Here is a 24,395-nt window from a genome sequence, read left to right on the forward strand (position 1 = left end):
ATAAACTTGTGGGCAACCTATTTGCTTGCCCAAACGCATTCAGGCAATTATCTAAACTGCCAGAAATAATAAGTTGCGTTTGAGATCACAGGTTGCTTTAACATCTTTTATCATCAAATAAAAATAAGTTCTAAAAACAACATACCTGTAGTTAGTTACTTTGACAAGATATTTTTTGTGTAATATTCAAATTAACTGAAATATTTTATGCAATATTTCATCTGCTAAGGATGAATCTAAGGCTTTCATCCTAAAATAAAAAGCCTAATAAATTAGGCTTTTTTTAAATGCTATAAATTTACAAACTTAGAAATGCACAACTGAGCGAATTGATTTACCTTCGTGCATTAAATCGAATGCTTCGTTAATTTTATCTAACCCCATTGTGTGGGTAACAAAAGGTTCAAGTTGAATATCACCTTTCATTGCTTCTTCAACCATAGCAGGAAGCTGTGAACGACCTTTTACGCCACCAAATGCAGTACCTTTCCAAGTACGACCTGTAACAAGTTGGAATGGGCGTGTTGAAATTTCTTGACCAGAACCAGCTACACCAATAATTACAGATTGTCCCCAACCACGGTGAGCACATTCAAGTGCAGAACGCATAACATTGACATTACCAATACATTCAAATGAGTGGTCTACACCCCAACCTGTCATTTCAACAATCACTTCTTGAACAGGTTTGTCAAAGTCTTTTGGATTAACAAAATCTGTTGCGCCAAACTCTTCCGCAAGTTTGAATTTTTCAGGATTTGTATCTACTGCAATAATTTTGCTTGCTTTGGCTTTTTTAGCACCTTGCACTACAGCAAGACCAATACCGCCTAAACCAAATACTGCAACAGTATCGCCTTCTTGAACGTTTGCAGTGTTCTTAACAGCACCTAAACCTGTAGTTACGCCACAACCTAATAAGCAAACATGCTCTGGATTTGCATCAGGATTAATTTTTGCCAAAGATACTTCAGCAACAACAGTATATTCAGAGAATGTCGAACAACCCATATAGTGATAAATTGGCTCACCATTATAAGAGAAACGTGTTGTTCCATCTGGCATTACGCCTTTACCTTGGGTCGCTCGTACAGAAGTACATAAATTGGTTTTACCAGACTTACAGAATAAACATTCACCGCATTCTGCTGTGTAAAGTGGAATCACATGATCACCAGGTTGAACGCTTGTAACGCCTTCACCGACTTCTACAACAATACCTGCACCTTCATGACCTAATACTGCAGGAAAAACACCTTCAGGATCATCGCCAGATAAAGTGAACGCATCTGTATGACATACGCCTGTATGTGTAATTTTTACCAGTACTTCACCTGCTTTAGGTGGAGCAACATCAATTTCAACAATTTGTAGTGGTTGACCTGGACCAAATGCGACAGCTGCACGAGATTTCATTTAAGCCATTCCTTTAATTAATTACGAACTTACAGATAATAATTTACAGTATCGTTATTTTATTCACAGTTTCAACCTTTAACATACGTTATATTAAAAAGAAATTAGATTTAATCATTCACATGACCATGCTTTTAATGCAAAGTAAAAAGATTCTTAAAATTACAACATTAGTAATTTTACTTACAGGATGCAGTTTGCCTATGAATGAAGCGAAAAAACAAGAACAAGTTCAACCCGCCGATCTTAAAACAAGTAGTGAATACTGGCTGCATGGCAAAAACTTTGATAATCAACTTGAACAAAATTTGACTGCATATTTAGCTTTAGATGATGCTTTTTTAAGTATTGCATCACGCCTGCATATTATTAATAAAGCCAAGCACAGCATAGATTTGCAATATTATATTTGGGAAAATGATTCGATTGGACAACTCCTACTTTCTGAGTTACTTAAAGCCGCAGATCGCGGTGTAAAAGTACGACTTTTAATTGATGATCAAAATGGTACAAATCTCGATTCAACATTAAAACAGTTGGCGCAGCATCCTAATTTTGAAATTAAGCTATTTAATCCCTATAAGTTTAGAAAATTTCGTGCAATCGATTATTTATTCAGATTAAAAAATGTAAATCATCGTATGCACAATAAACTCATTATTGGCGATGGTGTAATTGCCGTAACTGGTGGTCGTAACATTAGCCGTGAATATTTTGATGCAAGCGATCAGTTTCAATTTACAGATTTAGATATTCTGTTTTATGGCGAACCAACATTACAAGCTAATCAAGTTTTTAATACCTTTTGGAATGATAATTTAAGCTATTCGGTACAACAGTTATTAGGTGAAAGTTCACCTGAAGATTTAAAAGAATTACGCCGTCAATACGAGTTAGATGATTTAAGAAAAACTCAGCAAGAACAGAAAATTTATAATGCAGAAAAAATGATTCGTGACACTTTAGAAAGTAGCAGTATTCATTGGGCAAAAGCACATTTTATTGCAGACTCTCCGAATAAAATTAGAGGACAAGCGAAAAATCAGGAACTTATTTATAAACAAATGTTTGGCATTATGGGGCAACCTAAAAAACATATGGATTTAGTTTCTGCATACTTTGTTCCGCAACAAAGTGGCTTAGAATATTTAAAAAATCTTCAGAAATCGAACGTAGAGACACGCGTTTTAACAAACTCTTATTTGGCAAATGATGTGCCTGTTGTACATGCTTTTTATCAAAAATATCGTACAGATTTACTTCAATCTGGCGTAAAAATTTATGAGTTTAAACCTTATATAGAGCGTACAAAACGTACATGGTATGAAGTTGCTACAGGAAACGTCATTCCTGCTAAAAATAAAAATGCATCTCGCTTACATGCAAAATTCTTTGATATTGATGGCATGGTATTTATCGGATCCTTTAATTTTGACCCAAGGTCTGCACATTTAAATACCGAAGTAGGATTGGTTATTGAATCTGAAGGTTTACAACAAGAAATTAGAAATACCTTAGATGAATACTTACCTCAAATTGCATATGAACTTAAATTAAATGAAAAAGGTGATTTAATTTGGTTAGATCATCAACCGAATGGCTCGACAATTATTCATAAGACCGAGCCTGAAACCACAAAGTTCCAGCGTTTTGCATTTAAAGCAGTCTCTTACTTGCCAATTGAATGGATGATGTAATGACAAACCAATTACCATATTTTTAACAAACTTAAAATAAGGGGGATTTAAGCTCATATTGAACTTTGTGTTTCATTGAATTTGTATTTAATTTAATATTCACGCTTTATTTATCTCCCTATTATTTTGTAATGCAATTCTTTGATTTAAGCCAACAGTTCAATTTAAGTAATATTTTAACGCCCTTTCAAACCTTAGAAGATTTAAGTCAGCAAGAATGGTTTTTATCAAAAGTTCGAGTAGATCATGATTGTGAGACTGATAATGAAATACTTGAAGGACAAGCCGTTTTAAAATCGAATCATAATATTCAAATTGAGTTGGAATGGTTAATTCAAGATACAGGTCATGAATTACAAGTGCTTTTCAAAGGCATAGAAACACCCGCAAATCATGAAACATTATTGATTGTTAAGGGCGCACAATTGGTTGATGACAACCAAGAAAAGCTTTCAACACAAGCTCTAATTCTTTGGATTGATGGCACACTTTTAGCCATGATTTCCAATTTACGTAAAGACATTAAATCTCGACTAAACCTTTGGGATTATGTTGAATACGATCATTAATTTTAAGCTAAATTTTCTTGTTGTAACTGCTTAATTGCGACAAAACAAATCAAGCCTAATTATCGTCAATTTAAATCTTTACTTATTATTGCTTCAGGTGTTGTGATTGGTTTTCCATTACTTACGGCATTTGCCTTACAAACCATTACCGCAGCTAGAGCAATTGTATTTGTTGGAATGTTACCGCTTTCTACAGCATTATTTGCAGTTATTTGTGCCAAAGAAAAACCTAAATTTATGTTTTGGCTGTTTGCTATTTTCGGCAGTGCATTCGTTGCAGGATTTATGCTATTTAATGACCAAAAACAGATGTTTGCTATTGGCGATTTATATATGATTGCTGCCATTTTAATTTGTGGTTTGGGTTATGCAGAAGGTGGAAAACTTTCACGTGAATTGGGTGGCTGGCAAGTGATTTGCTGGGCTTTAACAATCATGTTACCTATCATGTTTATTCTTTCATTTGTTTATGCACCTAGTAATTATTCAACAATTCAAATTGCACCTATTTTAGGTCTTATTTATGTTGCTTTATTTAGTACACTTATTGGATTTTTCTTTTGGTACAAAGGCTTAGCAATTGGTGGAATTGCAAAAGTTGGTCAAACTCAATTAATGCAACCCTTTATAGGTATGATTTTATCTGCGGTAATTCTGCATGAACATATAGATCTCTCTATGATTATCGTAAGTATAGCAGTTGTTATATGTGTCGGTTTAGCTAAGAAATATGCTTAAACTTTCATAACAAACAGGCTTATAAAACTAAGCCTGTTTGTTTAAATAACTCATAGTAAGCTTCTGACTTTTTTTCTAATGCTAAGGGATAGGCTCTAGATGAAGATGGCATACGATATAATGTTAAAGCTCTACTATTAAAAACACAGGTTGATGATTTGCCAATTAGCGGTTTCAACGTGTCTTCAGGCATAGATAGCATTAAAGTATCTGTTGCTTTATCACCTGTAGTGACAATAGAAAAACAATTTGGCATTTCACTTAATAAAGAATGAATATCTGTTGCCGTTTCAATGTGTAAGAATTTATCGGCGGCATTGGCTTTTAAACGTTTTACTTGATACGCCGTATCAAAAATACCTATTCCTTTATCATTTAGAAATTCTATTATTTTATCTAAATGAAAATTCTTATTGGGTAAATCTAAAAAATAATCTTTATCTTGAAAGAAACAAACTCCAAAAATACGCCACATATCATTTTGATAATTCGGATAATAGAAATCCATTTTCCAACGTGTTTTTGGTGGAGGAAAACTGCCTAACATAAGCAGTTTCCCATTTTTTGGCAAAAATGGCGCTAAAGGATGCGTTTCAATTTCAAAATCAATATTCTGCATTTTATGAAATTATTGTCTTAAATAAGCTTAGCCCTATATTAAAAACTTTTACGAACTTTATCTGCGACTTCTTTTGCCCAAATTTGATAAATTTCTTTACTTGGATGAAAGCCATCATATGCCATGGGCAAGTTTAGATGTTGATATCTAACAATATCGTATTCAATCCAGTCTAAATTAGATGTTTTTTCTACAAATTTTGAAAGCGCTTCATTCATTTTTTTTGAATATTGACCAAATAACCAGCCTAGTGGATTAGGTAAAGCTGGAAATAAGTTCATTGGCGGCACACCTGCTGCAATTATTAAACTTGGTTGAAATTTATTTTGAATAAGTTTGTATAATTTTTCTTGTTTTTTAATCCACACATCAGCAGACATTAACTTAGTCACATCATTCACACCTACAGATGTCAGCACAATATCATATTGTTGATTTGGTAATTCTTCTGTTGCACGAATAATTTGTGATGTTCCATCGCCCGATTTTGCATGAAGTTTCCATGTAATTTCATAATCATTTTGAAGCTCGGACAGTACTCCACCAAGTAAAGCATCTTCTTGAACTTCAACGCCAACACCTGCCGCAGCAGAATCTCCTAAAATTAGAATAGAAAGCTTCTTACCTTGACCTTTAGTTCCATCACGCAAACCTTCAGGCTCAGGTAATCTAGGTGTGTTTTTCTTTACTTTTTTACCTTGAATAATAAGAGCAGGAATTAAAGCAATAGTCGCAGCTTTTAAAAACATAATGAGATCTTTGCCTAAGTTTTTATAGCTAAAATTGTATGCTGAAATGAAATTTTCAACATTGACTAAACTGCCAATATCTTAGAATAAATAATTGATTATTCTTATGCATTTTTGAAAAATTGTATGATTTAAAAATTAAAAACCCCGCTATAAAGCAGGATTTTTACTTGATAAATACTGTTATTTTATAAATTTTAGTTCCAACGATTCACACGCTTAAAAGTGCCAATATCATTAAAGCGCACACCAACTTCTCTCATCACTTTATGTGCTGTTTTAGATGTCATTTGACGCACATAAAACGGTTCTTTTACAACAAAATGGTGAATTGCATGCGTAGAACCAAAATTGCAGCAAAATAATTGAAATGGCATTAACCACCAAGGGTTCAACACTTGAGTTTGCTTAATGACATCACGCGGGTCAATATCGCCATAATAATGCATATTTGAACTAATAAATTGCAGACTAAATGAGCGAATAAAATTTGGAATAACCCAAACAACAGCCAAGAAGTTAATAACAGGCATTGCTTTAACTAAACCTGTAGACCATGTAATAGATTGACCTAAAAGTGGTGCAATGCCATTAGCTACGTGATAAATCACAAAAATATACCACAAGCCATAATAAATAAAGCTTAAAGGGAAAAATCCTGTTAGCTGAGAAATTAATGCAGATTTACGTTCATTTTCAGGTTGTTTTTCAATAAACAACTTAATCATTTTATACATTTGAAATGGACGCAAATAAACAGTCATTAATTGGTCACTAATAACTAAAATACGTTTAATCCCCCATGGCATGCCATTACTAATGCCACGTTCTTCTAAGTCGTACTCTGAACCTGAATATTTATGATGATTCAAATGTAAAATTCTACGTGCCCACGGACTAATTGTATTTGGGCGTGCAAGCCATACCAAAGCCAACATTAAATGATGTGCCCATGGCTTTTTCTTAAAATACATATAATGAATTAAATCATGTTCTAATTCATGTGTTAAAGATGCGAAAATTGCGATTAAAGGAATACATGCCCATACAGGTAAAATATCGTAAGCATATCCAAGAGCACATAAAATCATACCTGTAAGCGCAACAAATAAGATGCTTGCACCAATAAAATTTTGATGTTTAAGAATAGGAAAACGCTGACGTAAATCGTCTCCTGCTTGAGTCACAACAGATCGGACTTTTGAAATTTTTTGTTGATCTGTCATTTCTGAAGAAAAAGACATATGGGTGAACCTTAAATTAATGAACAATTGTACATTAAAGTATTTTAATAAAAATGGAACTTCTTTTAATCAAAACAGCATTCATTTGATTATCTTTTCATCATATTGATTTTAAATTAGTTTATTTACTCTAAATTTTAATTTTTAGTAAATTTAAATCTTTTAGTTGTGAGTTCTTGTGTGAATTGTGATGCAAATAATTTCAATAACTGTAATACATTTTCAATAGAGCCTAAAATTTATATAAATGAAAAAATTGGTATAAAGGCACAATATGACATATAAAAAAAATGTCCCTCTCTGGTTTTTAGCAATATTAACGCTGAGTGGTACATTAGCAATGCATATTTTTGTGCCTGTTTTACCCTTAGTTGGTCAATATTTTCATGCAGATCTTCATCAAGTACAGCTCACTTTAAGTATTTATATTTTAGGTCTTGCACTCGGGCAACTTATTTATGGGCCTGTAGCAGACACAATTGGTCGTAGACCTGTCCTTATTTTTGGCATGATTTTATATACCTTAGCGAGTTTAGGTGCAATTTTTGCCACCAACTTATATATGCTTATTATTATGCGTTTTTTACAAGCATTAGGTGGATGCACAGGACTTCTATTGGGTAGAACAATTGTTAGAGATACATCTACAGGTATAGAAACCACAAAACGTTTATCTTTAATGAATATGATGGTGATGTTTGGTCCAGGTTTAGCACCAATTTTAGGTGGATTTCTTGCATCTATTTTAGGTTGGAAAAGTATTTTTGTGCTTTTATCTATACTTGGCTTAGTAAATTTAATTTTAGTTTGTATTTTTGTTCAGGACACACCACAGAAAAATAGCAATAAATCCTCTATTAGAAAGGTCTTTATTGATTATCGTAAACTAGTTATTTCCCCTAAATTTTTAGGTTATACCTTAGGTGGAAGTTTAGCGACTACAGCTTTTTACGGTTTTTTAGGTGTATCTTCGTATATTGTTTTGCACCAGTTACATGGCACTATTCATGATGTAGGTGTGTATTTAGCATTGATTATGGTTGGTATTTGGTTAGGTACTTTCACCTCAACTCGGCTCGTTTCACGCATTACTTTAAATAAAATGATTTTTTTAGGAAGTAGTTTTAGTCTATTTTTTGCTTTTTTATTATTTATTTTTACATTTGTAGATTACTTAACGCCGTATAGCATTATGGTTCCAGTTATTGGTTTTTGTTTTGGTGTGGGTTTAACTTCTACCGCAGCGCTAACAAATGCTTTAAATGTAAACCCTCAAATTGCAGGTTCAGCATCGGGTTTATATGGCTTTACACAAATGGCAGTTGGTGCAATTTGTACTTCTTTAAGTGCTATCGGTAATAATCCTGCATTTTCAGCAGCGTTAATTTTACTTATAGCTAGTATTATTTCTACAATTTGTTTTTTAATTTCCAAATATACGGAAGCTTAAAAAGAGGCTTTCGCCCCTTTTATCTCATATTTAAAATTTTCAACTGATTAAAATTTAACTTAATTTATTCACTAGCTTTAATGGTAATACTTTCATTGCCAGCCCAATAGGCAACCATGGCCATTTCGGAACATATGCTTTAATGGGTTCTTTTTCTATTTCTAAGGCAAGTAAACGTGAACCTGTTTTTTCATCCACTTCAAAAGGCAACTTTTTAGCACCTTCATTAATTTCTGTTCGAATATAACCAGGGAAAATAGTCGTCACTTTAATAGCTGTATTTAAAAATTCTGCGCGAATGCCTTCTGCTAGAGCAGCTATCCCTGCTTTACTCGCCCCATAAGCTGTTAAATGTTTTGGCATTCCACGAATTGCACTCATAGATGAAATAACAACTAAATGCCCAGTTTTTTGTGCACGGAAAATTTCAATAGCAGCTTCACATTGTGCAAGTGCAGAAATAAAATTGGTTTCAACAGTCGCACGGTTAATGTCAAAATGACCTTTACCAATCCTACGACCATCTCCAATACCCGCATTTACAATAACACGATCAATATGTCCAAGTTCTTGTTTAAAAGCCTGGAACACTTCAAAAACTTGATCATAATTCGTCACATCTAAAACTTTCGTTGCAACTTGAATGCCAAATTGAGTTTCTAATTCTTGTTTTAATGCATCTAAACGCTCTAAACGTCGTGCACAAATGGCTAAGTTATATCCTTTTTTTGCAAATTCGCGTGCCATTCCTGCACCAATTCCTGAACTTGCGCCTGTTATTAAAATTGTTTTTGTCATGGCAATCTTTTATCCCTCTATCTTTATTACACCCAAGTGAGTAGTTGAGCATCTACAGTTTTTAAATATTGATGTTCATTTAAACTTAAAAGTTGGGGTTCATTACCAACCAAACGTAGCGTTGTAATGCTTGTATTCGCAATTGCCCATGTGAGCGCAAACGTTTTTTCTACAGATAATCCCAATAAATTGCCGATTAAAGTAGAAATAACGCCACCTGAAGTATAAACCACAGCATATCTTGGCTTTTGTTCCATTAATTCATTGCATAGTTGTTGAAATGCACCACCCACTCTATTTTGAAACTCAATCCAAGATTCATCATAATCGTGATGTTCATTTCCCGTCCAACGCTTCACGGCATGACCAAAAACTTCAGATAAAAATTTATGAGAATCTCCCGAAGTTGCAAAACTCTGTTTTAAAACTTCAGGATTTGAAAAATTTGCATCATATTTTTCAAAAACTTGCTGATGATTAAACTCATTCCATGCACTATTTATTTCAATATCTGCTGCTGAAAAGTATTCATCTAAAGAAATTCTTGCAGTTTGTAGGTGTCTTTGCATCGAACCAGAAACCACATAAGGCTCTTCTTTAAGTATTTTATCTAAATATTGACCCAGCACTTTTGCTTGCATTTCTCCATTTGGAGAAAGTTTGTCGTAGTTTTCTGTACCAAAAGAGGCTTGCCCGTGGCGAATAAGGTAAATTGTCGTCATTTAGGCATCAACTCTTTAAATTTAGCGATATATTTTTGTGCAATATCATTGGCTTCAATTTTCTGTAAACCAATCAGTTTTAATGCGCGAATATGTAAGGCATGAATAACAATCCAAAAATCTTTAAATGCAGGATTGTTGGTTTGCTTATGGTAATAGCGATAATAAATTTGTTGTGCAATCACAGCTAAGCGGAATATCCCGAACACTTCATAAAATGTCCAATTATCAGTTTTTAAACCTGTTTTATTTAAATAATATTCAACAACCTCAGTGCGTGTGAACATCCCTTTTAAATGCGTTGGCTGTCTGCGTGTTGCTTTAAAAATCGCATTGTCAGATTCTTCAACCCAATATGCCAAAGATGAGCCTAAATCCATCAGTGGATCGCCCAACGTTGCCATTTCCCAGTCTAAAACACCAATAATCTTTGATGGATTTTTAGGATCTAAAATAACATTATCAAAACGCCAATCGTTATGAATCACACAAGTTTTTGAATCACTTGGAACATGATCCTTCAACCATTGGCGAACATATTTAAACGATGGAACATTTAATGTTTTGGCTTTTTCATAGCGACTATCCCAACCATCAACTTGACGTTGGCAATATCCATCACCTTTACCTAATTTTTCAAAGTCTGTTCCTTCATAAGGAACTTGGTGCAATTCAATTAATTTGTCGATGAAATTAGTGCAAAGTTCTCGAGTTTGTTGCTCATTAAAATTAATTTCTTTGGGTAAATTTGCACGAGGAATAATGCCTTCAATGCGTTTCATAACATAAAAGTCGCAATCTATGACAGATTCATCCTGACAAAGTAAAACCATTTCGGGTACGACAGGATAATATTCTGCAAGCGCGCGCTGTACATGATATTCACGTGACATATCATGTGCTGATTTTGCCTTAGTTCCTTTCGGTGGTCGACGTAGAATTAAATCGGCATTTTCATATTTTAGGCGATATGTCCAATTGGAAGCACCACCTGAATATTGAGTAACTTCTACCGGACCTGAAATATCCTCACCATGTTCAATTAACCAATTACCTACTGCGCGAATATCTAACTCTTCACCAGTACGTACATGTCCAGCCACATCAATTACCGACATCTTTAATTCCCAATACCCTAAAAATTAAATTCTTTTAATCTTACTACGCTTTGTTATAGCATGATTTTTACTTGAAAGTCCGTCTCAAAATATACTATTTATCACGTATTATTTTTTAGAACGTGTGCTATATCCGCGCTTTGCGAGTTCAAGTTTTGAAATCATGCCTTTGTGCACTTCATCTGGACCATCGGCTAAACGTAAAGATCTGGCTTGAGCAAAAAAACCTGTAAGAGGCGTATCTTGCGAAACCCCCATACCGCCGTGAATTTGCATTGCCATATCGACAACTTTTTCTAAAACACTTGGTGCAACCACTTTAATGGCTGAAATTTCAGTAAGTGCAGCCATATTGCCTAAAGTATCCATTTTATAAGCAGCATATAAAGTTAAAAGACGCGCTTGATCAATAGCAACACGGGCTTCAGCAACACGTTCTAAGTTACCACCAAGTTTTAAAATTTCTTTGCCAAAAGCTGTGCGATTCATTCCTCGATCAATCATCAATTCAAGTGATTTTTCAGCAGCACCAATACAACGCATACAATGATGAATACGACCAGGTCCTAAACGTCCTTGAGCAATTTCAAAGCCTTGTCCTGCACCACCAATAAAGTTTTCTATAGGCACACGCACATGATCAAAACTCACTTCGCCGTGCCCATGCGGTGCATCATAATCTCCAAAAACAGGAAGCATACGTTCAATAGTTACACCTTTCGTATTGATAGGAACTAAAACCATTGAATGTTGATGATGGCGGTCTTTGCTTGTATCTGGTGTATGCGCCATGAAAATAATAACTTTTGCATTGGGATCTCCTAAACCTGAAGACCACCATTTGCGACCATTCAATACAATTTCATTGCCTTCAATAACAGCCGTTGCTTGCATATTTGTTGCATCACTTGAAGCAACAGCAGGTTCTGTCATACAAAACACAGAACGAATTTCACCTGCCAAAAGTGGTTTTAACCATTGTTCTTTTTGTGTTTCTGAACCATAACGCCAAAGCACTTCCATATTTCCACTATCTGGCGCATTACAATTAAATACGATTGGTGCAAGTAAACTGCGACCCGAAATTTCGGCAATATGTGCATACTCTTGAACAGATAAACCTTGTCCTAATTCTGCGCAAGGTAAAAACATATTCCATAAATTTTGTTGTTTGGCTTTATTTTTTAACGTTTCGAGTTGTGCTGGCCATTGCCATTTTGTCCAATCCCCACCTAAATTTTGGCTATGAACTTCACGCCAAAACTCGGTTTCAATCGGTTCAATTTCATCTTTTATAAATTTTTTTGTTCTTTCTAAATAGTCTTTTGCGCGTGCCGAAAGTTCAAACATTGCAGCATCCTTTTAAATATGTAATTTAAATCCTTTACATACATTAGCGTGAAAATTACTATGAATAAAATGATTTGATTAAATACAACACTATGAATATTACGCATAATAAAAATATTATTGATTTATCACTCTTTCATAAAATAGATATCAATTTATATCCGCTATTTATTGCTATTTATGAACATAAAAATATTTCTAAAGCAGCTCAAATGTTGTGTATTAGCCAATCTGCCGCAAGTCATGCTTTGCAACGATTAAGACAACAACTCAATGATGATTTATTTGTACGAATAAGCAGTCAAATGCTTCCAACGCCGTTTGCAGAGCAAATTTATCCAGCAATAAAAAATGCCCTTTCAGCAATTCAAAATATATCTGCTCAGAAAAAAGAGTTTGAACCACACATGGTTCAAAGCTTAAAAATTGCGATACATGATGAAATTGAACCGATGATTTTTCCAAAATTGGTTCAGCACTTTCAAAAACATAATTTAGATATTCAATTTTTAAGTAGTAAGTTAGATCGTAAAACTGTTCTAGCCGATCTTGCATCTCAGCAAATTGATTTTGTTATAGATTTAGAACGACATTTTGATGAAAAAATTCAATTCACACCTTTAATGTCTGATCAATTTATTGCATGTTCACAACTCAACTTTATAGATCAAGATATTTATTTGAAGTCCCCTCATATTGGAGTTTCTTCACGACGTACAGGTATGTTAGTTGAAGATATTTATCTATCTAAAAAGCAATTTTCTAGACAAATTTTCTTGCGCTGTCAAAACTATTCAACTGCATTACAAATTTTAGAACAATATCCACATGCTATTTTAACGATTCCTAAGAATGTACTCGCAAATTTACAGGTTTCTAAAAAGCTTAATATTTTTGATGTACCTGTTTACATGCCTAAATTGGTTGTGGGAATGTATTGGCATAAAGATTTAATTGAAAATAATAGACATAAATTTTTAAGAAAAGAGATAAAATTCATTTTTACTTAGGCTATTTATATTAAATAAAATATGCTTAGGCTATTTTTAAATATTTAAATTGCATATAAAAAAAATCGAGCACTTAGGCTCGATTTTTCAAACAATTAATAACTTAAAGTAAATCTAGAATTACTTTTACTGGATCTTCACTATTTCCAGATAAAAGCTTTTTATGCATCGTAATATTTTGCATGACTTGAATTTGAGCTGTTTCTTCATTCATTAGCTTTTCAATTTCATCTGCTAATTTTTCAGGCGTTGCATCATCTTGAATTAACTCCTTAATAATTCTCTTTCCTGCAATAATATTTGGCAGAGAATAATATGGAATTTTAATTAACATTTTTGCAATAACATAAGTCAGCCAGTTCAATTTATAGAACGTCACCATGGGTCTATGTAATAGCATCGCCTCTAATGTCGCTGTACCTGAAGCTAAGGCAATGATATTTGAGGCATTCATCACCTGCCGACCAATTTTAGATTCTTTGTGAGTATTCTCTAAAAGTTTCACATGATCTGTAAAATTGGTTGGATATTTTTCTAACAAAGCTTCAATTTGCTGTTTTCGTGCATCATTAATTGCTGGAATAAGAAATGTATATTCAGGATGCTTTTGATTCACAATTTGAGCTGCATCTAAAACCAACGGTCCAAGACGTTCAATTTCACCACGGCGGCTTCCTGGTAAAAGTGCGATATGCTTTTGGCTAATATCTAAATCAAGTTCTTCTTTTGCAAGATTTAAAGGATTTTCTAAAGGCAATTGGCTTGCTAAAGGATGCCCCACAAAAGCGGCAGGAACATCAAATTTTTGATAAAAACCTTTTTCAAATGGAAATAAACAAAGAACTAAATCAATTGATTTTTTTATGCCATGTACACGCCCTTGACGCCAAGCCCATACAGATGGACTAACATATTGAACGGTTTTAATCGGTAAATTCTTTTGCTTTATTGTTTTAGATAAACGCAAATTAAAGTCAGGCGCATCAATACCAATAAAAATATCGACAGGATTTTTGGTCCATTTTTCTACTAAACCATCACGTACAGCAAATAATTTTTTAATATCTTTCAGGACTTCCACAATCCCCATAACAGATAAAATATCCATTGGGTAATCACTTTTGAAACCTTCTGCAATCATTTGTGGACCACCAATGCCCTCAAATTCCGCATCTATTCCCTGCTCACGAAAACTACGAATCAATTTAGCACCAAGCGTATCACCAGACACTTCTCCTACCACGATTCCAATTTTTAGCTTTCGATTTTGCAATTCTAATCCCTTTAAGTAACACGATTATTTTCTTAATTTTAGCATAAGCAGTTTCATTTGATGAATTAAGTCATAAATTCATCTTTTGATAATTAGTATTAATTGCAAACAATTATCATTAACATTGTTTTACATATTAACAATCTTTTTTTACAAACTCTAAATTTTACAATCATATTATAACGAGAATCATTATCGATAAGCTTTATTATGAATAAGCCCTTTCATACCCCTTTCAAATTATCAGTAATTTGTTTAGCTATATTCTCTGTGCAATCAAGCTTTGCCCTTGAAGATGTACAATTAAAAATAATAAAACTTCAAGCTATGAATGATCAATCTGACCTTAATTCAGAAGCGTCTAAAAAATATATTATCAATAAATCGAAAAGTGCTTCCAAATTAAATTTATCTATCAAAGAAACACCTCAAACTGTAAATACAGTGACACAACAACAAATTAAAGATTTTAATCTGACAAATTCACGCGACATCTTAGCATCTGCACCTGGCGTAAATGTCGCCAGCCAAGAAACAAACCGCACAACTTATCGAGCACGTGGTTTTGACATTAGTAATTTTCAAATTGATGGCAGTAACATGCCTCTCACAGGCTCTGATTATCAAAATGGTGATGTAGATGCTTTACTTTATGACCGCATTGATGTTGTGAAAGGCGCAAATGGGTTAACGTCATCTACAGGGAATCCATCTGCAACAGTGAACTACATTCGTAAACGCCCTACTGCTGAATTCCAAGCAAACGGTGCTCTAAGTTATGGTTCTTGGGACAATGTACGCGCAGAAGCAGATGTTTCTGGCAGTTTAGATGAAAATCAGCAGGTTCGTGCTCGAGTAATGGCTGCACAAGAAGCTGGCAACTCATATTTGGACAATTATGAAAAAGAAAAAACCATTGCTGGGGTGATTCTAGAAGCAGACCTGACAGATAAAACTTTATTAACATTAGGTTATAACTACCAAAAAGACCGACCTAATGGTAATAACTGGGGCGCATTGCCCATGCTCGATAAAGATGGGCAAATGTTGAGTTATCCTCGAAGTTACAATCCAATGCCTGACTGGGTGCATTGGGATGTTGAACGTCAAAATACTTTTGTTGAGTTAAAACATAACTTTAATGATGATTGGTCATTACAAACAAGCTACAACTATAATCAACAAAAAGAAAATGGTGCCCTACTTTATTTTACTGGCGTGCCTGATGCAGATGGTAAAGGTGTAAGTGAATATCCATCTTTATTTGAAGAAACCAATAAAAATCATAATATTGATCTAAGTTTGCAGGGTAAATATCCTTTATTCGGACAAACACATGAGTTAATGCTAGGTGCAAACTGGACTCAAAACAAAGTTTCACAACAATCTTTTTATGTTGCAGGAAAAAGTACACCAATTGACAATTGGAATGACTATCAAAATAGCTCATACCCTGATTTTATTTTTGATTATGATACTCCTGCTAATAAAGCGAATTATACACAAGAACAAAAACGAGCTTATGCTGCTACTCGTTTACACTTTGGTGAAAAGTTAAAAGTGCTTTTAGGAGGAAACTACACTAAAGCAACTTCAAAGGGTCAAAATTACGGTAATTCGACTGATTTTGATAATTCAAAATTTTTACCTTATGCAGGTATTACTTATGAATTCAACCCAACTTACACTGCCTATGCAAGTTACAGCACTATTTATAAACCAACAGCGTTATTAGGCTTAGATAAGAAAACGCTTGATCCTATGGATGGTAAATCTTATGAAATTGGTGTGAAAGGTTCATGGTTTGATGATCAACTCATCGTATCGAGTGCGATCTTCCGCAATGAGTTCAATAAATTCCCTATTTATGCCAAATGGGATCAAGCAAGCTTATACGATCAACAAGATATCAAATCTATTGGTTATGAATTTAATATTGCAGGTCAAGTCACAGATCATCTGAACATTTCTGCAGGTTATGTACAACAAAATATGAAAGATAAGGCAACGAATCAAGATACTCGTACATTCGTTCCTGAACGCACGTTTAACATCATGACAGCCTATTCCATTCCGCAAACTCCTCAACTTAAAGTCGGTGCAAATTTATCTTGGCAAGATAAGACAACACAAACTAGTAACAGTAATTTAAAACAAGATAGTTATGCACTATTAGATTTAATGGCGAGCTATGACATTAATAATAATGTGAGTATTCAAGCAAATGTTAAAAATGTGACCAATGAAAAATACTTGAATACGCTAGAATACGGTCAAGCATATTACGGTGCGCCAACAAATTACAATTTGGCTGTTCGCTTTAAATATTAATCACTCTATAAAAGCTGAGTCGTTCAACTCAGCTTTTTTATGCTTAGGAAAATTCTGATGATGCAACAAAAGTACGGGTACGCTTTAAGTATTTTATATCGTTTTTTCTTGGCTTTTATCGTGGGTTATTTATGCGCAAACTACTTTGCTTTAAATCTTAGCTTACTATTTCAATTTACTATGGCGAATGCTGAAGCCATTTATTTAGCAGCATTTATTTCAATCTTCTTTTTTATAGCATTTGTTATTTATAGTTTTATTATTCAATCACTTAAAAATCTCACAACTTTAAGCTTTATCACCTTTTCTTCGTTATTTGTGTTGAGCAAAATTTTAGGATAAACCATGAAAAATTCTGCTCGTCAATCAATGGCATGGTTACATTCTTGGGTCGGTCTTTTACTTGGCTGGTTTTTATTTAGTATTTTTTTAACAGGTTCTTTAACCTATTACCGCCATGAAATTAATTTATGGAGTCAGCCAGAACTTGCCAACATTCAAGTCAAACAAGAAACCGCTATTAATAGCGCCCTAAACTATTTTGAAAAACATGCATCAAATGCTAAAAGCTGGTATTTACAAGTTGCCAATGAAAATAGTCCTGTAAATAAAATCTATTGGCAAACAAAAGAAGGAGAATTTAACAGTAAAGTTCTTGAGCCAAATACAGCAAAAGAACTAGAAATTTCAAACAACCAAGCTGGTGAGTTTCTATATTTATTTCATTTTCAACTGTATGGTATGCCTATATTAACTGCTCGATTCATTGTAAGCATTGCTGCATTTATCATGCTGATTTGTTTAATTTCAGGAATTATTACGCATAAAAAAATATTTACAGATTTCTTTACGCTTCGCACATTCAAAGGTCAAAGATCCTATTTAGATTTTCATAATGTAAGCGGTGTAATTGCATTACCCTTTTTTCTAACTATTACTTTTACGGGACTGGCAATTTTATTTTATTTATATTTTCCAATGGGTATACAAAAAACATATCCCTCTAATAATTTTCAGTTTTTTGAAGAAATACGAAATGTTCAAACTATAGAAACCACAAATATTCAAAATGCTAAAATGATGAATTCTGTACAAATGCAAAAACTTGTACAAAGCCATATGGGCAATATTCCTATAAATATTATAACGATTAAAAACCCAAACACATCACAAGCTATTGCGGCATTTAATGCTTTAGAAGACCATACCATTACCCAAAATGTGGCTCAAACAACTTTCAATGCAACAACTAGTGAAATTTTACCATCCACGAAAAATCAAAGTGCTGTAGCAAAATTGAGTGCTGGTGTTTATGGCATTCACATGATGACTTTCGCTCAGCCCTTTTTACGCATTGCTTTATTTTTTTCAGGAATTTTAGGTTGTGCAATGATTGCTTCAGGGCTTTTACTTTGGAGCTTAAAACGCCAACTACAAAAGTCAAAAAAACAGTTCCATTTCGGACACTATTTGGTCGATAGATTAAATATGACTGCACTCTTAGGTTTAAGTATTTCAATTCTTAGCTTTTTAAGTGCTTACAGAATTAATCCGATGTGGAATTTAAACATTTCGGAAAGCTTTTTATTTTTTAGTACATGGTGCTTATGTTTATTCATTTCATTTTTTATACCTAAACAACTTCTATGGAAATCATTTTTAAAAGTATTTATTACATTCGGATTTTCTTTAATTATTCTAGATCTAGTATATCTGTATCACTACTTAATTATCACACCATATTTTAACGATTGGAAAATCCTAAGATTAGACCTTTTTGTTTTAATTTTTACATTTTTAGCCATTTTCTTACATCAAAAGTTAGAACCAATTCAAACTAAAGCACACGAAAAGTTAAAGAATAAAATATCGAAAAGTAAAATAGATATAGGATATTCAGAATGACGTATATTTTATTGTTTTTAAGTGTATTTTTTATTTCATTATCTGCTCTTGGCTTTTTCTATTCAAGTGAAAAAGCCCGTAAGGAAACTTTAAAAAACAATCTTAAATTATTGGCTATTTACCCTAAAACGACAAAATTTTTTTCTAGCCTATTCATCATTTTTTCGTTTTCACTATTATCATATATGTATGGTTATTCAATTGCCTTTCTTAGCATTTGGATTCTTTGTACCCCAGTTTTCTTATTCGTTATATTTCTAAAGAATAATTTAAATCCTCAACCACATAAACATAAAAGCAAAAACAATTAAACTCTTTAGCAATTTTTTGCATAAGTAAATCTATAATCAAGACAACAGCTTATCTTTGAAAGTCATAAGATATGCACGTTTTTTCATAATTGGCATTTTTTTCATGGCTGGTCCAATAGAGTTTATTTTAGCGGGTGTTTTAGTTGGTTTCTGCGTAGGCGTAACTGGTGTAGGTGGTGGTTCTCTCATGACACCTATTCTAATTAGCTTATTTCGCATTGAACCTCATATTGCAATTGGTACAGACCTTCTTTATGCCGCTATTTCTAAATTTTGTGGCTCATTCGTTCATGCTAAAAAAATGAATATTGTATGGCCAATTGTCATTTGGCTAGCTGTCGGTAGTATTCCCGCATCATTTGCAACACATTGGATTCTAGATAACTATTTAAGCCAATCGACACACTATAAAGCCGTACTTACCATGGTCTTAGGCTTTATGTTGACGTTGACTGGTATTTCAATTGTATTCCGTACAAAAATTGAAGCCTTTTTCAATCGCTATCGCAAAGATGAACAAGAAGACCATAGTGCAGATTTATCACGTTCGAATATTGCATTACAGGCCAAAAATAAACGTGCGCTTATTGTAATTATGGGTGTGGTACTTGGTGTATTTGTTACCCTATCTTCAGTTGGTGCAGGTGCTTTCGGTATTATGGCTTTAGTCCTCATGTTTCCGAATTTACCAATGATTCGCATTATTGGTTCAGACGTTGTACATGCAGTATTACTGACACTTGTTGCTGGTTTAGGCTATATGAGCTCAGGTAATGTCGACTTTAATTTATTAATGTGGCTACTTGTAGGTTCAATTCCAGCAATTGTAGTCGGTACTTTGCTTAGTTCACGTTTACCAGAAAAAATTATTCGTAAAGTGTTAGGTTTAACGCTTATGGTGATTGGTATTAACTTTATGCTCAATCCTGTAAAAGCAAAACCTGTTGAAAAACCAACATCTGTAATGGTTATGAATGTTGAAAAAAATCAACTTGGTTAATTTAAATTACGGATTCATCACTTTTTTTTCAAATGAGTATTCGTCTTTTTTATAACAAAGATGCATAGCATTCATGTTATATTCAGACTATTAAACAATCTTTTGTATGACCAAACCAGTGACGGCAATGAATACACTACAGTCAAATCCTATTACACAGCCAGATATCGACGACGTGAATATTGAAAGTTTTCAACCACTCGTAACTCCAGCACAATTAAAAACAGAATTACCTTTGACTGAAACTGCTTATCAAACAGTACTTCATGGTCGTGAGACAATTCGTAATATTTTAGATGGTCAAGACAAACGACTATTTGTCGTTATTGGTCCTTGTTCTATTCATGACCCTGTTGCTGCGCATGAATATGCAGATCGTTTAAAAGTTTTAAGTGAAAAAGTAAAAGATACTTTATATATTGTTATGCGTGTTTATTTTGAAAAACCACGTACAACTGTAGGTTGGAAAGGTCTAATCAATGACCCAGATATGAACGACTCTTTCAACATTGAAAAAGGTCTTCGTTTAGGTCGTAAACTACTTGTTGAATTAAACGAAAAAGGTTTACCTTGTGCAACTGAAGCACTCGATCCAAACTCACCACAGTATTATCAAGATCTAATTTCTTGGTCTGCAATTGGCGCACGTACAACGGAAAGCCAAACACACCGTGAAATGTCTTCAGGCTTATCTTCACCTGTTGGCTTTAAAAATGGTACAGATGGTGGTTTAACTGTTGCAACAAATGCAATGCAATCTGTTAAGCATAGCCATAGCTTCCTTGGCTTAAATGAACACGGTCAAGTTTCTGTGATTCGCACAAGCGGCAACCCTTATGCACACGTTGTTTTACGTGGTGGTAATGGAAAACCTAACTACGATGCTGGCTCTGTAGCAGATGCTGAAGCAGCTTTAGCGAAAGCAAAAGTAAGCAACAAAATTATGATTGATGCTAGCCATGCTAACTCAAACAAAGACCCGTACTTACAACCTCTTGTTCTTAAAAATTTAACAGAACAAATCTTAGATGGTAACAAATCTATTGTAGGTATTATGGTTGAAAGCCACTTGAAAGGCGGTCGTCAAGACATTCCAGAAAATCTATGTGACCTAGAATATGGCAAGTCTGTTACAGATGGCTGTATCGATTGGGAAACTACAGAAAATACACTATTAGAGATGGATGCGGCATTAAAAGCTGTTTTACCAAATCGCTAATTTGTAGAAATGTAAAAAAACGCCATCATTATGATGGCGTTTTACTTTATAGTATGGCGTATAAATCACCATATAGAAGCAAGAAAGTATGAATGATATTGAAAATAAATTATGTGAAATTTCAAATTTTCAGTTTATTCATGATCACTTATTTAGTTCTGGTCAACCATCAAAAGAACAACTTCAAGCCATTAAAGAATATGGCATTACATCTGTTATCAATTTAGCTTTAACAGATGCAGATCCTCATTTAGATCAAGAAGATCGTATTTGCTTAGAATTGGGCTTAAATTATTTTCATATTCCCTTACTTTGGGATACACCTTCAGACGATCAGTGTCTTTTTATTTTAGATTTAATTGATCATCTTGTTCAAAAACAAATGGTTTGGATTCACTGTGCTAAAAACTATCGTGTTGCTAGCCTGATGTATTTATATCGTCAATATTATATGAATATTGACATGCCAACGGCTCAGGAAGAATTTCACAAAATTTGGGAACCGAATGAAACCTGGACAGGTCTCATTCATGCAGTTGCCCTACAACTGCAAGGTCGTAAAGCAACGCAAGATTTACAACAAGAACTTGCTCATTCAGATCATTTAGAATGAGTAATTAACACAGTTGCTGTAGATAAAATTCCTTCTTGACGCCCTGTAAACCCGAGTGTTTCTGTTGTTGTTGCTTTAATACTAATTTGAGTAACATCAACATTTAAAACATTAGCAATACTTTGACGCATTTCTAAATTATGTTTTGCCAACTTTGGACGTTCACATGCAACGGTAATATCTGCATTATTTAGGGTATATCCTTTATCTAAAACCAATTGATATACATGCTTTAAAAGTACTTTACTATCCGCACCTTTAAAATTTGGATCTGTATCGGGAAAATGCTGACCAATATCCCCCAAAGCCAAAGCACCCAATAAAGCATCACATAATGCATGCAACACAACATCACCGTCTGAATGTGCTTTTAAGCCATGTGTATGAGGAATTTGAATGCCTGCAAGGGTAACAAAGTCACCTGCTTCAAATGCGTGGACATCTAGTCCTTGTCCAATTCGAATCTGTGCGACCACATCCAGCTCCTTAATAAATAAATCATCGAAATCTTGTATTCATGCTTTCTATTTCGATATAGTAAGCATATAAGTGAATTAAAGTATAAGCGATCATGCTGTCGAAAACAGACATTAATCTTTTAAAATATTTAGGCTCAGTATTTGTTTTGGGATGTATTTATTCATCCTCTGTATTTGCACAAGGTTTAAATTGCACAAATAATAATGATCCAGCTTTAAAAACAATATGTTCTGCAAAATTTTCTAAAGAACTAAATTTATTTAAAGAAAGTACATTAACCACAAATTTAGTTACAGATGCACCTTTACGCTTAATTCAAGATACGGAAAAACTTTGGCTTCAGCAGTTAAAGCAATGCAAAAGTTTTAATTGTTATAAACAGCAATTTGATTCTCGTATTGAGCAATTGAATTTTTATACTTCAATGAATCAGAGTTTAACGCAGCATTATTTAAAATATGAAAATGGCGATATTTCTTCAGCACCTGTTCATTTACAAATTCATCAATTAAATAAAGATAATATTAAAGTTGAAGGTATTGCCTATCACAACCCGAATAATAAGCTAGATAAACAAACTATTCCTTTTTTAGCTTATTCTACAACCGAAACTAAAACTGAAATTATTAATAATGAAAGTGACTGTAAATACGAGTTTAATTATACCAAAGCTTATTTAATGGTAAAAACTGAACAAAAAAACTGCGATAGATTCTCTGGTGTTTATCGCCTTTATGATTAAGTTATTAAAAAATAAAAAATAAAATAATTGGCAAACTTAAAGCTGCAACAACAGTTTGAATACTAATAATGCTCGCCATTAAACGACTATCACCACCTAATACTTTTGTTAATATATAAGCAGATGATGCTGTAGGTAATGCAAAAAATAAAACAATAATTTGAGTTTCTAACTTTGGAATATTAAACATATAACATAATGTGAATGCTAAACTCGGCATAATAAACATACGCGCCAAAGTATTTAATGTAATTGGAAATAAATCACGGCTTAAACCTTTAAACTGTAATGCCGCGCCTACACACATTAAACCTAACGGTAAACTACATAATGCCAACTGCTTTAAAAAGCCTTCAAAACCAATCCAAAGCGTTAAGCCTGAAACATTAAATAAACCACCAACTATACACCCCATAATTAATGGATTTTTAAATAATGAAATAACAACATTTAAAGGTTTCATTTGATCTGCACTAGTTAAAGCCAATACAGAAAAAACATTCACCATAGGAATACAAAATACTAAAATAATTGCAAAAAGTGTCATCCCTTTTTGCTGAAATAGCGATGCGACAACAGCTAAACCAATATATGTATTAAAACGTAAAATACTTTGTACATAAACGCCAAAACGTTCAGGTGATGTTTTATTGAATGCTTTAATTGAATAAAGAACAGTTAATGCAATCGCAAATGCAGCGCCAACAACAAGCATAATTTGATGGATTGCATTCGCATTAATTTCTGCAAATGCTAAATTTAAAAATAACATTGCAGGGAAAAAAATGTAGTAATTTACTTTTTCTGCACCTTTCCAAAATGACTCTTCTACAAATATTTTTTTCTTGAGTACATACCCCATTGCAATAAGCGCAATGAGTGGGAATAAAGATACAAAAATAAGTAAAGACATAAAATTCAATGCTTTTTCATTCTATTAAGATGAAAGTGTATATCAAAAATTACTTAATTTATCTAATTATGATTTTTTAATCATATAAAAATATTCAACATAAAATTGCATATTTACTGAATTTTATA

The 24,395-nt window shown here is 33.4% G+C and carries 24 protein-coding genes; 13 read left to right on the forward strand and 11 right to left on the reverse strand.

The window, feature by feature from the left end; genetic code table 11:
* Window positions 1-306 precede the first annotated feature (306 nt).
* Window positions 307-1,416, reverse strand: coding sequence for an S-(hydroxymethyl)glutathione dehydrogenase/class III alcohol dehydrogenase (locus MZO21_RS06320; protein WP_154771662.1), 1,110 nt, complete (start codon window positions 1,414-1,416; stop codon window positions 307-309).
* Between the two features lie 128 nt (window positions 1,417-1,544).
* On the opposite strand from MZO21_RS06320, the gene MZO21_RS06325 reads away from it, so the two are divergent.
* From MZO21_RS06325 to MZO21_RS06335, 3 genes are all read left to right on the forward strand, one after another.
* The gene (locus MZO21_RS06325; protein ID WP_154771692.1) at window positions 1,545-3,113 is read left to right on the forward strand and encodes a phospholipase D family protein; all 1,569 of its coding nucleotides are present in this window, start codon (window positions 1,545-1,547) and stop codon (window positions 3,111-3,113) included.
* A gap of 131 nt (window positions 3,114-3,244) precedes the next feature.
* On the forward strand, window positions 3,245-3,682 hold the full coding sequence (locus MZO21_RS06330; RefSeq protein ID WP_154771661.1) for a hypothetical protein: 438 nt from the start codon (window positions 3,245-3,247) through the stop codon (window positions 3,680-3,682).
* A 33-nt stretch (window positions 3,683-3,715) separates the two neighbouring features.
* Window positions 3,716-4,420, forward strand: coding sequence for a DMT family transporter (locus tag MZO21_RS06335; RefSeq protein ID WP_321104983.1), 705 nt, complete (start codon window positions 3,716-3,718; stop codon window positions 4,418-4,420).
* Window positions 4,421-4,439: 19 nt separating this feature from the next.
* Here MZO21_RS06335 and MZO21_RS06340 read toward each other — a convergent pair whose 3' ends face one another.
* The 3 genes from MZO21_RS06340 to MZO21_RS06350 all read right to left on the reverse strand — a co-directional run bounded on the left by MZO21_RS06340 (window position 4,440) and on the right by MZO21_RS06350 (window position 7,032).
* Entirely contained in the window at window positions 4,440-5,039 is a 600-nt protein-coding gene (locus MZO21_RS06340) for a uracil-DNA glycosylase family protein (protein ID WP_248101057.1), read from the reverse strand.
* A gap of 38 nt (window positions 5,040-5,077) precedes the next feature.
* Window positions 5,078-5,788 carry an SGNH/GDSL hydrolase family protein gene (locus MZO21_RS06345; RefSeq protein WP_248101059.1) on the reverse strand — a complete coding sequence of 237 codons (711 nt, stop codon included), beginning with the start codon at window positions 5,786-5,788 and terminating at the stop codon, window positions 5,078-5,080.
* Window positions 5,789-5,985: 197 nt separating this feature from the next.
* Entirely contained in the window at window positions 5,986-7,032 is a 1,047-nt protein-coding gene (locus MZO21_RS06350; protein WP_248101062.1) for a fatty acid desaturase, read from the reverse strand.
* A 274-nt stretch (window positions 7,033-7,306) separates the two neighbouring features.
* Here MZO21_RS06350 and MZO21_RS06355 point away from each other — a divergent pair, with 274 nt between their 5' ends.
* On the forward strand, window positions 7,307-8,482 hold the full coding sequence (locus MZO21_RS06355) for a multidrug effflux MFS transporter (RefSeq protein ID WP_248101065.1): 1,176 nt from the start codon (window positions 7,307-7,309) through the stop codon (window positions 8,480-8,482).
* A 54-nt stretch (window positions 8,483-8,536) separates the two neighbouring features.
* Here the strand turns inward: MZO21_RS06355 and MZO21_RS06360 are convergent, their stop codons facing one another.
* From MZO21_RS06360 to MZO21_RS06375, 4 genes are all read right to left on the reverse strand, one after another.
* On the reverse strand, window positions 8,537-9,280 hold the full coding sequence (locus tag MZO21_RS06360; protein ID WP_154771656.1) for an SDR family oxidoreductase: 744 nt from the start codon (window positions 9,278-9,280) through the stop codon (window positions 8,537-8,539).
* A 26-nt stretch (window positions 9,281-9,306) separates the two neighbouring features.
* Window positions 9,307-10,002 (reverse strand): histidine phosphatase family protein, encoded by a 696-nt coding sequence (locus MZO21_RS06365; protein ID WP_248101068.1) that lies wholly within the window; start codon window positions 10,000-10,002, stop codon window positions 9,307-9,309.
* Window positions 9,999-11,120 carry a phosphotransferase family protein gene (locus tag MZO21_RS06370; protein WP_248101070.1) on the reverse strand — a complete coding sequence of 374 codons (1,122 nt, stop codon included), beginning with the start codon at window positions 11,118-11,120 and terminating at the stop codon, window positions 9,999-10,001. Before MZO21_RS06370 ends, MZO21_RS06365 begins: the two co-directional genes overlap by 4 nt.
* Before the next feature lie 108 nt (window positions 11,121-11,228).
* Window positions 11,229-12,470, reverse strand: a complete 1,242-nt coding sequence (locus MZO21_RS06375; RefSeq protein WP_248101073.1) for an acyl-CoA dehydrogenase family protein — start codon at window positions 12,468-12,470, stop codon at window positions 11,229-11,231.
* A 92-nt stretch (window positions 12,471-12,562) separates the two neighbouring features.
* Between MZO21_RS06375 and MZO21_RS06380 the strand changes: the two genes are divergently transcribed.
* On the forward strand, window positions 12,563-13,480 hold the full coding sequence (locus tag MZO21_RS06380) for a LysR family transcriptional regulator (protein WP_248101076.1): 918 nt from the start codon (window positions 12,563-12,565) through the stop codon (window positions 13,478-13,480).
* Window positions 13,481-13,583: 103 nt separating this feature from the next.
* Here the strand turns inward: MZO21_RS06380 and lpxB are convergent, their stop codons facing one another.
* Entirely contained in the window at window positions 13,584-14,753 is a 1,170-nt protein-coding gene (gene lpxB / locus MZO21_RS06385; protein ID WP_248101079.1) for a lipid-A-disaccharide synthase, read from the reverse strand.
* Window positions 14,754-15,080: 327 nt separating this feature from the next.
* On the opposite strand from lpxB, the gene MZO21_RS06390 reads away from it, so the two are divergent.
* The 7 genes from MZO21_RS06390 to MZO21_RS06420 all read left to right on the forward strand — a co-directional run bounded on the left by MZO21_RS06390 (window position 15,081) and on the right by MZO21_RS06420 (window position 22,132).
* Window positions 15,081-17,084 (forward strand): TonB-dependent siderophore receptor, encoded by a 2,004-nt coding sequence (locus tag MZO21_RS06390; protein ID WP_248101082.1) that lies wholly within the window; start codon window positions 15,081-15,083, stop codon window positions 17,082-17,084.
* Window positions 17,085-17,141: 57 nt separating this feature from the next.
* On the forward strand, window positions 17,142-17,426 hold the full coding sequence (locus tag MZO21_RS06395; RefSeq protein ID WP_154771649.1) for a hypothetical protein: 285 nt from the start codon (window positions 17,142-17,144) through the stop codon (window positions 17,424-17,426).
* Between the two features lie 3 nt (window positions 17,427-17,429).
* Window positions 17,430-18,989, forward strand: coding sequence for a PepSY-associated TM helix domain-containing protein (locus MZO21_RS06400; protein ID WP_154771648.1), 1,560 nt, complete (start codon window positions 17,430-17,432; stop codon window positions 18,987-18,989).
* Window positions 18,986-19,300 (forward strand): hypothetical protein, encoded by a 315-nt coding sequence (locus tag MZO21_RS06405; protein ID WP_248129626.1) that lies wholly within the window; start codon window positions 18,986-18,988, stop codon window positions 19,298-19,300. The genes MZO21_RS06400 and MZO21_RS06405 overlap by 4 nt, the downstream gene beginning before the upstream one ends.
* A 103-nt stretch (window positions 19,301-19,403) precedes the next feature.
* Window positions 19,404-20,300, forward strand: a complete 897-nt coding sequence (locus MZO21_RS06410; RefSeq protein ID WP_248101085.1) for a sulfite exporter TauE/SafE family protein — start codon at window positions 19,404-19,406, stop codon at window positions 20,298-20,300.
* Between the two features lie 127 nt (window positions 20,301-20,427).
* Entirely contained in the window at window positions 20,428-21,519 is a 1,092-nt protein-coding gene (locus MZO21_RS06415) for a 3-deoxy-7-phosphoheptulonate synthase (RefSeq protein WP_154771691.1), read from the forward strand.
* An 88-nt stretch (window positions 21,520-21,607) separates the two neighbouring features.
* Entirely contained in the window at window positions 21,608-22,132 is a 525-nt protein-coding gene (locus MZO21_RS06420; RefSeq protein WP_154771646.1) for a protein tyrosine phosphatase family protein, read from the forward strand.
* On the opposite strand, the gene ispF is transcribed toward MZO21_RS06420, so the two are convergent.
* Window positions 22,120-22,608, reverse strand: coding sequence for a 2-C-methyl-D-erythritol 2,4-cyclodiphosphate synthase (ispF, locus tag MZO21_RS06425; protein ID WP_171501157.1), 489 nt, complete (start codon window positions 22,606-22,608; stop codon window positions 22,120-22,122). The two genes, MZO21_RS06420 and ispF, sit on opposite strands and share 13 nt — an antisense overlap.
* Window positions 22,609-22,703: 95 nt before the next feature.
* On the opposite strand from ispF, the gene MZO21_RS06430 reads away from it, so the two are divergent.
* A complete protein-coding gene (locus MZO21_RS06430; RefSeq protein ID WP_154771644.1) occupies window positions 22,704-23,354 on the forward strand; it encodes an A1S_1983 family putative colistin resistance protein in 651 nt (216 codons plus the stop codon).
* A gap of 4 nt (window positions 23,355-23,358) precedes the next feature.
* On the opposite strand, the gene MZO21_RS06435 is transcribed toward MZO21_RS06430, so the two are convergent.
* Entirely contained in the window at window positions 23,359-24,267 is a 909-nt protein-coding gene (locus MZO21_RS06435; protein WP_248101088.1) for an AEC family transporter, read from the reverse strand.
* Window positions 24,268-24,395: the final 128 nt, after the last annotated feature.

It is taken from the genome of Acinetobacter portensis (assembly GCF_023158935.1).
GTDB classification, from domain to species: Bacteria; Pseudomonadota; Gammaproteobacteria; order Pseudomonadales; family Moraxellaceae; genus Acinetobacter; species Acinetobacter faecalis.